The organism is Croceicoccus naphthovorans, from assembly GCF_001028705.1.
In the GTDB taxonomy this organism is placed as follows: Bacteria; Pseudomonadota; Alphaproteobacteria; order Sphingomonadales; family Sphingomonadaceae; genus Croceicoccus; species Croceicoccus naphthovorans.
In genome coordinates this window covers 1,840,476-1,854,292 of record NZ_CP011770.1, presented here as the reverse complement: position 1 = coordinate 1,854,292, position 13,817 = coordinate 1,840,476, and the positions used below count along the sequence as shown (strand labels likewise).

General features: G+C 65.5%; 5 protein-coding genes. All 5 read left to right on the top strand.

What is annotated here, in order from left to right:
• Window positions 1-148: 148 nt before the first annotated feature.
• Genes AB433_RS09370 through AB433_RS09350 form a run of 5 tightly spaced genes read left to right on the top strand, consistent with a single transcriptional unit; the run spans window position 149 to window position 13,793 of the window.
• A complete protein-coding gene (locus AB433_RS09370) occupies window positions 149-3,199 on the top strand; it encodes a CHAT domain-containing protein (protein ID WP_169749330.1) in 3,051 nt (1,016 codons plus the stop codon).
• Window positions 3,200-3,229: 30 nt separating this feature from the next.
• Entirely contained in the window at window positions 3,230-5,326 is a 2,097-nt protein-coding gene (locus AB433_RS09365) for an adenylate/guanylate cyclase domain-containing protein (RefSeq protein WP_047820812.1), read from the top strand.
• The gene (locus AB433_RS09360) at window positions 5,313-6,104 is read left to right on the top strand and encodes a hypothetical protein (RefSeq protein ID WP_053059089.1); all 792 of its coding nucleotides are present in this window, start codon (window positions 5,313-5,315) and stop codon (window positions 6,102-6,104) included. The genes AB433_RS09365 and AB433_RS09360 overlap by 14 nt, the downstream gene beginning before the upstream one ends.
• A gap of 55 nt (window positions 6,105-6,159) precedes the next feature.
• Entirely contained in the window at window positions 6,160-7,950 is a 1,791-nt protein-coding gene (locus tag AB433_RS09355) for a ShlB/FhaC/HecB family hemolysin secretion/activation protein (RefSeq protein ID WP_169749329.1), read from the top strand.
• A 53-nt stretch (window positions 7,951-8,003) separates the two neighbouring features.
• The gene (locus AB433_RS09350; RefSeq protein ID WP_156170766.1) at window positions 8,004-13,793 is read left to right on the top strand and encodes a beta strand repeat-containing protein; all 5,790 of its coding nucleotides are present in this window, start codon (window positions 8,004-8,006) and stop codon (window positions 13,791-13,793) included.
• Window positions 13,794-13,817 lie beyond the last annotated feature (24 nt).

Sequence of the window (13,817 nt, the reverse complement as noted above, 5' to 3'; positions counted from 1 at the left end):
TGCTACGAGTCACAGAGTCGATGGGGCGGCCGAGCTACGGGAAAGCTCGCGCGGCAGGGCGGTGTTAACCACCGTGTGTCGCACAAGGCCGTGGGAAATGGGGAAAGACACGATGCGATGTGAACGATCGCCTGCCGGACGCCGCGCTGTGCGAGCGATTCTGGCTTTTGGTTCGATGCTGGCGCTAGCGCAGCCCGCGATCGCGCAGCAGTCGCCTTTGTTGGCCGACAGTTTCCCGATCGGTGGCGGGGCCGAGGCGCTGTGCCAGGTGCAGAGCCGGGCCGAAAGCACCCTCCTTTCCAGTCCGTTCGACCGCGCGTGGGCCGTCGTCTGCCGCGATACTGCGCTGCCGGTGGGGCATATCTATGCGCTGCGGGGCGACGATGCCGATACCCGCATCGCCGCTGCGCGCGACGATTTCACGTGCCCCGAAGGCACGCCCGAAGTCGCGTCGGAACGCGTCTCGGGCGCGACTGAGATGCAGTGCGTTGGCGCGCGGACTGGCTTGCCCTATACTGTGATCTCGCTCGACCACGGTCGTGCGCGCTGGGTTGCCGAGGGTTTCAGCGCCTATGACAGCGCTCTCGATCTTGCGCTACGTTCGTTGCTGACTGATGCGGTGCAGCCCGGTGAGGTGACGGTTGCCACCGCGTCCGTTGCTGACAGCGAGGCTTTTGCACGCATTCAGGCGCAGACGCTGGACGTTCGGGCCGCGCTGGCGGAAGGGTATCGTCGCAACAACGCGGGCGATTATGCCGATGCCGCGGCGTTTTTCGAACAGCTGGGCATGCGCGACACGGCGGATACCAGCGCTTCGCAGACCGAGTATCTTGCCAACACCGCACTGCAACGGTCGAACCTCGGCCAGTTTACCGAAGCCGACATCTTGTTTGCGCAAGCCGATGCTTTGCCCGCGCGCGATCCGATTACCGAACGCAAGCTGCGCAATTTTGAGGCGATTCATCAGCTTAATCAGGGCGATTACGCCGCCGCCATCGCGCGGCTGGGCCAGCCGCTGCGTATCTCGATCGCGCCGGGCGGCGATGCGCTTCGCCAGAACCTGACCTTTACCAAGCCTCTGGCGGACCGGATCAATACTGGCAACCCGATCATGAAGGCGCTGGGCCTTGTCGACGATCAGCGGCTCACGGCAGAGGAACACGCCGCCATTCTCGATGCGCAGGCGGACCACTTGCGCGGGTCGGCGCTCTATTACCAAGGCCAGAGAGCGGAGGCGGAGGCTGCGCTGGAATCGGCGCAGCGCCGCGTCGTCGGCGTGCGCGGCGGGCGTGTGGTTTCGATCATCCGAATGCGCGGTCAGATCCTGTCGCAACTGGCGCGCATGGCAGAGGATCGGGGCGACCTTGGCCGTGCGGAGGGCTTGCTGAAGTCGGCGGTCGACATGGTCGCGATCCAGTATCCCGAAACCCGCAGCCTCGCCGCCGCACAGGCGCAGCTCGCGTCGTTCTATGCCCGTCACGGGCGAGAGGACGAAGCGGCGACGCTTTATCGCGGTATTGTCGACCGTTCGCTGGAACGGACCGACGGACTGACCAGTCTTGCCGGGCAAATGGGTCCGTGGTTCGATATTCTGGCGGGCCGGATGGGCAGCGATCCCAAGGCATCGGCAGAGTTCCTCTCGGCCTCGCAAATACTAGTGCGGCCCGGCGTCGCCGATACGCAGGCGGTGCTGGCGCGTGAACTGTCGGCTGGCAATGACGAGGCGGCTCGGCTGTTTCGCCAATCGGTCAGCCTGAACCGCTCGCTCGAACGCCTTCGCGTACAGCGTGCTGCGCTGGCCCGGCTGGAGGGCGAGGATGCCCAGCCGCAGCAGTTGCGCCAGACCGAGCGGCAGATCGCCGATCTGGAAGAGCAGGCGCTGAACACCACCGTCGCACTCAACAACTATGCGCGTTACCGCGCCGTGGCGCAGCGGCATATCGGGGAAGGCGACCTGCAAGGCGTGCTGTCGCCGGGCGAGGTCTATGCCAAGATGGCCGTGCTTGACGACGACGTGTTCGTCTATGTCTCGGGCGACGATTTTGCGACCGGCTATCGCGCCGGGGTCACCGGTCGGGAACTCGCCACCAAGGTCGCGGCAATCCGCGATACGATCTCGCGCTTCGAGGATGGCAATTACCTGACTTCGCCCTTTGACGTCGAAGATGCGCGCGCGCTTTTTGTCGCACTGTTCGGTCCGGTTTCGGACCGGATTACCGGGGCTAGCCATGTCGTATTCGAACCCGATGGCGCGATGCTGCAACTGCCGCCGAACCTGCTGATCGCCGACGAAGGCTCTTTGCAGGAATATCTCGTCGCGATGGAGGCACCCGATGCCGACCCGTTCGACGTGACGATGATCGACTGGCTGGGCAAGGACCGGATGGTTTCCACCGCCGTCTCCGCCCGTGCCTTCGCCGATGCTCGCGCGCTGCCGTCGTCCGATGCGCCGCGCAGCTATCTCGGCATGGGCAGCAACGCCACGCTGGGCGATGCGCAAGGCGGCTTCACCGGCATTCGCGGGGCTTCGGGCGCCAGCGCGCAGGATTGCGAATGGCCGCTGGCCGAATGGAACAACCCGATCAGTTCGGCGGAACTCGTCACCGCGACGCAGCTTGTAGGTGGCGGGACCGACCTGATGACCGGGCAGGCTTTCAGTGACACCGCGATCAAGGCACGCGAAGACCTTGAAAACTTCCGCATCCTGCACTTCGCGACCCATGGCCTCGTCACGCCGCCGGGGCCGCGTTGCCCGACGCGTCCGGCGCTGTTGACCAGCTTTGGCGGGTCGGATTCGGATGGGTTGCTGACTTTCTCTGAAATCTTCGACCTGAAGCTGAATGCCGATCTGGTGATCCTGTCGGCCTGCGACACGGCGGCGGCGGCGGACATCGCCACGACGCGGGCGGCGGGTCTCGGTTCAGGCGGCGGCACGGCGCTGGATGGGCTGGTGCGCAGCTTCGTCGGGGCAGGCGGGCGTGCAGTTCTGGCCAGCCACTGGCCCGCGCCCGACGATTTCGACGCAACGACGCGATTGATGCAGGGCCTGTTCGAAGGGCAGGGCCAGCCGCTGGGCACGGCATTGCTGGGCGCACAGCAGGTGTTGATGGCCGATCCGCTGACATCGCATCCCTATTACTGGTCGGGTTTCGCCATCGTTGGCGACGCGGCCCGCCCGCTGCTGAACGTGGGCGGCTGAGCCGGGAGTACGGGAACGGGACAAGGCGCGATGCCCGATAGCGAGAGGCCCATCACCGAGGAGGAGATCCGGCGCAAGCTGGGTCAGACCTTGCGCCAGCTCGGCGGTACGCGCGTAACGATCGCGGCGCTGTTGATGGTGATCGGCGCGCTGGTTGCTTACGGCAGTTGGAACCTGCCCTTGCTGCGCGATGCGGAACGGGCCTTGTACGATGTGCGCGCGGTGACGGCGGCAGAGCCGGTCGATACCGATGAGCGCATCACGCTGGTGGTCTATACAGACGATACCAACCGCGCGACGGGGCAGATTTCGCCGGTGGACCGCACCGTGCTGGCGCAGGCGCTGGCCAATATCGATACGATGCAGCCCAAGGCGATCGGGATCGACGTTCTGTTCGATTCGCCCCAGGACGACGATCCGCTGCTGAAGGAAACGCTGGGGCAGATGGTAACGCCGACGTGGCTGGCCTATGCGACAAACGCTACCAACCCAGAGGCGATTACCTTCGAGCAGCAGCAGGACCTGGACCTGTGGCACGCCGATGTGCGGTCGGATACGATCCGGTCGACCTCGATCCTCTTGGAAACCGACAGCGATGGTGTGGCGCGGCGCTGGCCCCGGCATTTCGCAGGTCTGCCCCCCCTGATGAGTGTGGCGATGACCGAGGATGCGCCGGGTATCGACCCGGCTTTTGCGGGCTATACCGGCCCGATCCGCTATCGCGTGCCGGTCAGTTCCGAACGCCCGGTGTTCGATAAGATCCCCATCGATTTGCTGGCCGATCCGGCGACGGCGGAGTTCATGGCCGACCTGATCAAGGACCGCTACGTCCTGATCGGCGGCGATTTTGCCGATTTCGACCAGTTCGACACGCCGTTCACCCGCACCGGCAATCCCGTAACGGGCGAATTGCAGACCATCGGCGTGGAAATCCATGCGACGATGCTGGCGCAATTGCTCGATAGTGTGCGGCCTCTGTTGGTGCCGGGCTGGTTGCTGTGGGTGCTGGCGGCGGCATCGGTGCTTATGGGGGCGGCCAGTGCCGCGCCGCAGGGCGGTGGTCCGGCGGTGGGGCTGGCGATGATCCTGCAGTTCTCGATCTTTCTGGCGCTGCCGTTCCTCCTCGAAAGCTGGGGCTACAATACGTACGAGCTGCCTTCGGTCGGGTGGATCGGGGGGTGGCTGATGGGCTATCTCGCTATCGCGTCGGCCTTGCGCGTAATCGGCGCTGCACAGCGCGAATTCGCGGCGGGTGCGCTGGGCAAGTATCTGCCGAAATCGGTGGCGAGCGAGATACTGCGCAACCCGGAGCAACTGCGTCTGCACGGTGAGAAGCGCGAAATCTATTGCGTCTTCACCGATCTCGAAGGGTTTACCAAGCTCACCCACGCGGTTTCGCCGGAAGTCATCGCCAGCCTTCTGAACCAGTACCTCGATCACCTGTCGGCGGTCGTGCTCAAATATGGTGGGACGCTGGACAAGTTCGTCGGCGATGCGGTCGTTGCCTTTTGGGGGGCGCCCATCTCCAAGCCCGACGACGGCTATCGCGCCGCAATGGCGGCCTGCGCGATGTACGAAGCGGGCGAAGCGTTTCGCAAATCGGTGCCCGACGGCGTGCCGCCCATCGGGCGGACCCGTGTGGGGATGCACTATGGCGTTGCCATCGTCGGCAATTTCGGGGGTGAGGGGCGTATTCAGTACACCGCGCTGGGCGATGCGATGAACACCGCGGCCCGGTTGGAGGCGGCGAACAAGGCGCTGGACACCACGGTTCTGGTTAGCGGCGAAGCGATTGAGAAATTGCGTAGTTCTGACATAATCGACTGGTTCGTGCCGATGGGCCGGGTGACGTTGCGGGGGCGGGCGACACCGGTCGATGTTTTCGAGCCGAGGCCCGATTGCGATCCGAAACAGCGGGATGCGATCGCGGCGCTGGTTACGGCCCATCGCGACGGGGATGCAGAGGCTGTGCAACGCTTCACAGACGACCGCGCACGAATCGGGCAACAGGGGAAACAGGACGCGGAAGGGGCAGAGGCAACTTCCGTCTTGAGGGAAACGGCGTTGCGCAACCTGATCGAACGGTTGCGCCAGACGCGAGGAGGAGAAAGCTATGTCATCGGTTAGGCATAAGGTCGCAAGCGGTGCAATCGCGCTGGCAATGGGCGCGGCGACACTGGTCGCAGCACAAGCTCACGCCCAGTCGGTCGTTCTGCGGGCAACGGGGCCGTCATCGGCATCCTATCCCGCTGGCAAGAAGCTGGCCGACGGGACGGAGATCGTGTTGAAGGCGGGCGACGTTCTGACGGTTCTGGACAAGGCTGGCACGCGTGTTGTGCGCGGTCCGGGCAAGGTCACGCTGGACGGTTCGGTGACGCGCGATCGCACCGGGGCGAAGCGAGTAGCCGATCTCGTATCCGGTTCGACCGGAGCGCGTGCGCGAACCGGAGCGGTTCGTGGTGCTGGCGGCGGAGCAGCCTCCGCAACCTATACCGGCCCGACCAACATCTGGCAGATTGATTCTACCAAGGGCGGCACGTGGTGCGTCGCCGATGCGACGAGGCTGGTGTTCTGGCGCCCGGATCGCGTCGAGGCGATGACCGGAACGGTCAAGGGCCAGTCAGGCAGCGCGGACGTGGCATTCAAGCGCGGCGGCGCGCTGAAACTGTGGCCGCAGGATATGCCGGTGGTCGACAACGCAACCTACACGCTGGAAATGCCGGGCGCGTCGCCCGTCACTTTCATCACGCGGGTGCTGCCGGGTGTACCCGATGGCGACGTTCCGGCGGTCTATTCCATGCTGAACGATGCGGGCTGCACCGCGCAGCGCGATCTTCTGCTCGAGGCGGCCTATGCCGACGCGGCGGAGATCGAGGCCGAGGCGGAGAATACGACCGAGGGCTGAGGGGCCCATTTTGATTTCGGGGAGCGCGGCACAGGGGCCGCGCGCGGGAGGAATGATGACGAAGACTGCAACCGTGCGGGGCCTTGGCGCGCTGCTTCTGGCAGGGGTGGCGTTCGCCCCCGCTGTCGCGATAGCGCAGGACGTGCCGGCAGGCGCGCTGCCATCGCGCGAAGAGCTTGAGCAGGGCGTGACCCAAGGCGCGCTGAACAGCCTGAACAACACGGCGGTTGCCCCCGACGATATCCAGCGCGCGCCGTGCCCGCTGGCCGCGCCCGAATTCGCGGACATCACCTTCACGTTGGGCAGCGTGACGTTTACAGGGATGGAGGGGTTCCCCGCCGATCTCGACCTGTCCCCCGCCTGGTCCGGGATGGTGGGGCAGACGATGCGTGTGGCCGCCGTCTGCGACATTCGCGACCGCGCTGCGACGATCCTGCGCGGCAAGGGCTATCTTGCCGCAGTGCAGGTGCCGCCGCAGACGATAGAGGACGGGAACCTGCGGCTCGACGTGCTGGCCGCACGGATCACGCGCCTGCAGATCAAGGGCGATGCGGGACCGAACGAGGAAATCCTGCTCCGCTACCTCACACCGCTGACCGAACAGCCGGTGTTCAACAGCCAGGAAGCGGAGCGCACCCTGCTGCTGACCCGCGACCTTCCGGGGATCGATTCCCGGCTCGTCTTGCGGCCGGTAGAGGGCAGCCCCGGCGAATTGATCGGCGAAGTCGCGGTTCGCCGGGTGCCGTTCACCGCTGATGCGCTGGTCCAGAATTACAACGCGAAGTCCACCGGCCCATGGTCGATCCTTGCCCGCACGCGTTTTGCGGGGATGACCGGATGGGGCGACGCGACGACGTTGTCGATGGTCTGGTCCGGCGATTTCGAGGAACAGATGGTATTTCAGGCCAGCCACGAATTCCGCATCGGCAGCGACGGCCTGCGCGTGGCGGCCGATGTGACTTATGCCGAGACCGATCCCACCATCGGCGGCGCGAACCCGTTTCACTCGACGACGCTGGCTGGGACGATCCGCGAGGACTATCCGATTATCCGCAGCCGCGCGCGCAACCTGTTCTTTGGCGGCGGTCTGGATATCGTCAATCAGGATGTAGAGTTCGGTGACATCACGCTGACCGAGGACCGGCTGCGCGTTGCATGGCTGCGCGCCGACTATGCGATGATCGACATGGCTTCGGCCAACGGACGCGGCGGGTACAACGCGCTGGAGCCGAAGTTCGGCCTGTCCGCCGGGGTGGAGCTGCGGCAGGGCCTGGATATCCTTGGCGCCAGCACCGATTGCGCCAAGAATTTCGATCTTTGCGCCGGACCGGACGGCAGCTTTACCAGCCGTGTCGATGGCGATCCGACGGCCTTCGTGCTGCGCGCCGATGCGTCGGTCAGCTATCGCCCGACCCGTGCGATCACATTGGCTTTCCAGCCGCGCGCGCAATGGTCGCCGCATGCTCTGCTGTCCTACGAGGAGCTTGCAGGCGGAAACTACACCATCGGGCGCGGTTACGATCCCGGCTCTGCCATCGGCGACAGTGCCGTCGGGTTCCGGTCCGAACTGCGCTATGGCTCGGCGTGGCCCAGCATCGCCGGTGGGCGCGCGGTGCAGCCCTATGCCTTTTTCGATGCAGGCTGGTTCTGGAACGAAGACACGGGCCTCGAAGATACCAACCCGCAAAAGCTCTATTCGGTCGGCGGCGGCATTCGCGCCAACCTAATGGACCGGTTCCGTCTGGATGCCGCACTGGGCGTGCCGCTCAAGGACACGCTCTACGATCCGGATGCCAAGGGCGACTGGCGCGCGCTGGTCAGCCTTTCGATGCAACTGGCGCAGTGATGGGGGCGGGAACGATGGGACGCAGCAAGACAGCAATCGGGGGATTCGACGCCATGGCCAACAGCACTGCAAAAGCCCGCCGGATGGGCCGCTTCCTGCTCTCGGCATCGGTAGCTGCGGCGGCGCTGGCCGCTGCCCATCCGGCGCTGGCGCAGGTGAACGCCACCGGCACGGCGGTGTTCGGCGCGAACGATCCGACGACGAGCGGTTCGACCACGAGCGTGACGGTCAACGCGGCAGAGGCGCTGGTCGATTGGACTGCGACCGATGCGGACGTGTTCCTGCCGCAAAACTCCACGCTGGAATTCAACGGGATCGGCGGCGACTACACGGTACTCAACCGGATCGATCCGATTGCGGGCAACGCCCTGCTGATGGACGGAGCGGTCAATGCAACCGCCGCTAACGGATCGGGCAATGTCTGGTTTTACAGTCCGACCGGCTTCGTCGTCGGTGCGAATGCCAGCTTTGACGTCAACGGCCTGATGTTCTCGGCCAGTCCCATCGATTCCGTCGATGAAGCGGGCCAGTCGCTGTTCACCAATCCGGGCGAAGTCGTGTTCGGGCAGGCACTCAACAGCGATGCCTCTGTCGTGTTCCAGAACGGCGGAGCCTACACGCTGGGCCAGGCCGACAGCTACCTCGCCGTCGTCGCGCCCCGGATCGAGCAGCGCGCCAATATCTCGGTCAACGGATCGGTCGCCTATATCGCGGCTGAGGCGGCGACGCTGACTGCTTCGGGCGGATTGTTCGACATCTCGGTCAGCGTGGGAAGCGAAGACGCCAACGGCATCGTGCATGACGGAACCACCAGCGGTCCGTTGCCGACCGCGCCGGGCAGCGGGCAGTATTTCGTGGCGGTGCCCAAGAACCAGTTGATGACGATGCTGATCGGCGGATCGGTTGGATATAGCGAGGCGTCTGCCGTCAGCGTGAATGACGGACGCATCGTGCTGTCCGCTGGCTATGACGTCGTCGGCGGCACGGTGGACACCACCAGCGGCGTTGCCGGGGCCAGCATGACCGTCCATGGCGTGCAGGCGACCAGCGCGATCGATGCGGGTGCGACCGATGCGATTGCCCTGACCGACGCCAGTGACGCGATTTTCTTGCTGAAGGACGCCCGCTTTTACGCCGGCAATACGCTCTCGCTCGATCTGGGCGGGACGGTTGTGGAAGAGGGCGCTAACCTCGATGCCTCGGATCTTTTGCTGGAATCGGGCGGCGATCTGACCATCGATCTGGTGAACGGAGCAAGCACGTTCGTCTCGGACCTGACCGCATTGGCGCGCGATAGCGTTGTCGCCACCGTTTCGGATGGGGCTACGCTCTTCGTCGATGGCACGCTGACGCTGGGCTCAAGTGTCGAATCCGCCGGCGCGATCACGGCGGGCGACGTCACGCTGACCGTTGCGGATGGCACGGTGGACGCGGGTGGGCTGAACCTGATCAGCATCGCGCGGTCCGATACCGCTGCAACCGGCGGCACGGTGACGCTGGAGACGACCGATCCCGGCGCCACCGTTACCACCATCGACGCGGTAAACGTCTGGTCGCTGGGGCTGGGCAACGATTTCAACGCCAACGGGTCGAGCGGCACCGGCGGCACCGCGCAAGTCCTGATTGGCGGTGGCAACGTCAACCTCGGCAGCGACTCGGGCGCGCTCTACACGCTTTATGTCCGTGCCGATGGCGGGGCGGGCGTGGGCACCGATCCGGCGGGCACCAGCGGCGTGTCGCAGGGTGGCACTGCGCTGATCCGCATTACTGACGGTGCCTTGGGTAGCGACAGCATCGGCATCAGCGCCAGCGGGCTTCCCAACACGCTGGACTTCGACGGCAACGGCAATTTCGTGGAAACCGGCGTGCGTCAGGCGGGCGATGGATTCGACGCTTTCGGCGGCAACGCGACGTTTGAGCAGACCGGTGGGCAAGTGACCGGCGTGTTCAACTTCGGATCGGCTGCCTTGGCGATTGTGGCGACCGGTTTTGGCGGGGCGGCGCAAGGTTCCGTTACCGCAGGCGGCACCGGGGGCACCGGCACCGGCGGATCGGCCAGCTATGTGCAGAGCGGCGGTACGGCGGACTTGTTCACCCTCTCGGTCGATGCCAGCGGCATGGGCGGGGCCGGGTCCGACGAAGACGTCGAAGGCGGCCAACAGCCCGGAAGTGGCGGCGCCGGATCGGGCGGCATCGCATCGGGTTCGCTGACGGGCGGATCGACCACTGCGGGCAGCGTGACGCTGCGCGCCGACGGCAATCCGCGCCGACCGGCTCCTGGGCTGGGCACGCAGGCCGGACAGGGCGGCTTTGCCCGCGATGTCGATGGCGGCGATGGCGGCGACGGGTTCGGCGGCGACGCGCTGTTCACCGTGGACGGTGGCAGCCTGCTTGCGGGCGTCGACGGCAATGGGGGCGCGCTGCCGCTGTTCCTGACGCTGTCCGCCGATGGCTATGGCGGTGCGGGCGGTTTGGTCACGATTGACGTCAACCCAGTATCCGGCGGCACCGGGGGCGAAGGGCAGGGCGGCAATACGCTGCTGACGTTCGCGGGCGGCGCGCTGGCGGCGACGAATATCGCGCTTTCCGCGATCGGCAACGGTGGATCGGCAGGCGCGGACGGCAGCGGCGGCTCCAGTGGCATCTTCGCCGGGGCCGATGGCGGTTCGGGCATGGGCGGTACGGCCCGACTGATCGCGACAGCGGATCTCGACCTGAACCTCATTGGCATCACGCTGGATGCGACCGGCAGCGGCGCGGATGGTGAAGACAGCCAGACCGGCACGGGTGGCAGCGGCGGCGTGGGTGCGGGCGGCGACGTCTCGCTGATCGCCGACGGGGCGGCGGTGATCGCCAATGGCGTGAACCTCTATGCCGACGGCTATGGCGGCAACGGCGGCGCTACGACGGCTGCTGGCGCAACCGGTGGAGCGGGTGGCGAGGGCAATGGTGGGTCGGTCCGGCTTGCGGCGCTAAATGGCGGATCGTTCACCGATAACGCGGGCTTTGCAGTCATCGCAGCAGAGGGCTTTGCCGGGTTCGGTGGCGATTCTGCCAGCGGCACCGGCGGCGCGGGCGGCGATGCGGCGGGCGGTACGGTTCTACTCGATGCGCTGGACGGGGGGGTGACGGTCAACGGTCTGTTGCTGTCCGCCGTTGGCTATGCGGACAAAGGTGGCTTCGGCTCGACCTTCGGCGCGGATGGCACGGCGACGGGCGGCACGGTGGCAATCACCATCACCGGCAGCAATACGGTGCAGATCGGCAACCTGAATGCAATCGCCTATGGCGCGCTGGTCGAATCGACGACGGCGGCGGGAACGATCGTGCTCGACAATTCGGGCACGGGCAGCACTACGTTCAATTCGCTGTTGTTCGACAACGGCTACGATTCCGCCGATCCGAGCGGTGTCATGACCGTGATCTCGAACGGCGCGACAACCACGGTGCTCGGCAATGCCGGGTTCTATGGGGCGGGAACGCTGACGTTCGACCTGACGGCGGGCGGTCTCGCGGTCGGGTCGCTGACCGCGCTTACCGAGGGCGATCTGGCGCTGAGCTGCGGTCCGGCACCGTGCAACGGCATTGCGATCGGCACGGACGAGAGCGTGATCGAGGCTTCGGGCGGAATCGTTTCCGACGGGATGATCGTGACCAGCGGCGGGCTGTTGGAGGTGTCGGCGCTGGGCGGTGATATCGTATTGAACAACGGGGCCGGGTTTACGGGTGCACCGCTGTCCGTGACTGCCAGCGGATCGGTGCTGGGCACCGGAACGCTGGCCTCTACCGGCGATCTTACGCTGGAGGTTGGCGGCGATGTTCAGGCGGGGTCGATCGTTACAGACGGGCGGATCGTCAACGTTTTCGCCGCGCCAGGATCGACGTGGGCGGTGCCCGGGTCGATCGATGTCGGCATGCTTGCCATTGCGGGCGGGGATCAGCCGATTTCGGCAGGCGGTGACATTGCGATAGGCGACCTCCAGGCGGGCGGCAACGCGCTGTTCCTCGACGCGGGCGGGGCGGTTTCGCTTACGACCGTCAGCAACCTGTCCGATCTCGACGTGATCGGCGACAGCATCGCGTTCGATAGCCTGACGACGAGCGGCTACGTGATCCTCGACTCGCTTGGCGATGTGACCGGCGGTGCCATCGATGCGGGTGGCGATGTGGTGGTCTTTGCCGACGGCGACCTGACGGCCACCTCGCTGGTCAGCGGCGGATCGATCGATGTCGACGTAAACGCGGTCAACGGCCTAGACAGCCTGACCGCGCCGGGCAGCATCTTCGTCTTTACGCTGGCCGATCAGACCTACACGTTGGTCGATGCGGGCGGGAACGTGTTGCTTAGCTCTGGCGCCGGGGCGATTACCGTGGCCGACCTGTCGGCGACCGGGTTTGTCGACCTGTATGGCACCACCCTCGATATCGGATCGTCAGGTGCGCTCGATGTCGATTACGCGTCCGCATATGACGGCGATATCGTCATCACTGCGGCCGGCGATCTGGGCATGGGCTATGCAGAGGCGCTGGGCGATATCGTCCTGACCTCTACCGGTGGCGACGTCGTTGTCGGGTCGCTTTACGCTGGGACCGAACCGTTCAGCGAAGGGCAGGGCGGCCTTGCCATGACTATCCCCGATCCGGGCGCGGGCAATATCGCGCTGAACGCTGCGGGCGATGTCACGGTGAACTTCACCGCATTCGCCCCCGAACTGTTCGGAATCGACGCGGGCGGCACGGCGAATATCTTCGGCAATGTCTTTGCGCGGCTGATCTATATTCGTGCGAACGATCTGGTGCTGGGCGGCCAGGCGTTCCTTGGCGATGCGGATTACACGCAGGACATCAGCCTGGTCGCGCTGGGCGATGCGGGTATCGGCAGCGGGGCGTTCGGCACGTTCCTTGTCGACGATTTCGAACTGACCCAGATGTTCTCCGCTGGCGACTTCGGTCTGGCGGCGGGCGGACAGCTCAACGTCGGCGACTTGTCGGTGATTGCGGGAGACGGTTTGCTTGGCACTACGGGCAACCTGTACCTGTCGGGCACCGGCGGGATCGACGTGATCGGGGCGTTGCTGCTGGACGATGCGTTGGATGCGACGCTGGTCATGCAGACGGGCGGCTTTCTGTATATCGATGCGACAAGCGGCAGCGTGCGGGTGCGCGCCAACGGGTCGCAGGATGGCAGCATGTTCCTCTATGCTGACACCATCCTCGCGGCGAGCGGTCAGATGGTGGAAGACCTCTCGGGTCTGACGTACGCGGACTATACCGATGCGCTGGGCACGCCCGATGGCGGCGACGGCCGCAGCCTGATCGAGGGCGGCTCGATCTTCGTCGATGCGGACACATTCCTTGTGCAGAACACGGGCGCAGACACCAGTTTTGCGGCGCGGCGCGGCATTTTGGCGAACAGCATGACGGTGATCAATTCGGGCGGTTCGCTGCCCCGGATCGCGATCAACGGTATCGTGAACGGACAGACCGGGCTGGATACCGCTTTCGCCATCGGCCTCCCGATGTCGGCGGCGCCCTATTCCTCGGTCAACGGGTGCTTCATCGGGTTCGGGTCGCAGTGCGGGGTGACCATCCCCAACGAGCTGATCAAGACCCTGATCGGTGAAGATCCGCCGCATTCGGTTCTGGATGGCGAGCCGCGTTCCACCATCGAAACGCGGATCATCACAATCGATACCGTCGAACCGGAGGGCTTCCAGCCGCTGGTCGACGAACCGGTGACCGGAACGGGCAACGACGACCTGTGGGAAAACGGCGCGCTGGACGGCAAGCAATGCCCGGTGGACGTGCGGCAGGACGAGTGTGAGGAAGAGGACGGCGAATAGGACCCGCTTGACCGAAGCGGCAGC

Coding starts and splice junctions, on each gene's coding strand:
- AB433_RS09365 (WP_047820812.1), top strand. CDS start 3,230: ATGCCCGATAGCGAGAGGCCCATCACCGAGGAGGAGATCCGGCGCAAG.
- AB433_RS09360 (WP_053059089.1), top strand. CDS start 5,313: ATGTCATCGGTTAGGCATAAGGTCGCAAGCGGTGCAATCGCGCTGGCA.
- AB433_RS09355 (WP_169749329.1), top strand. CDS start 6,160: ATGACGAAGACTGCAACCGTGCGGGGCCTTGGCGCGCTGCTTCTGGCA.
- AB433_RS09350 (WP_156170766.1), top strand. CDS start 8,004: ATGGCCAACAGCACTGCAAAAGCCCGCCGGATGGGCCGCTTCCTGCTC.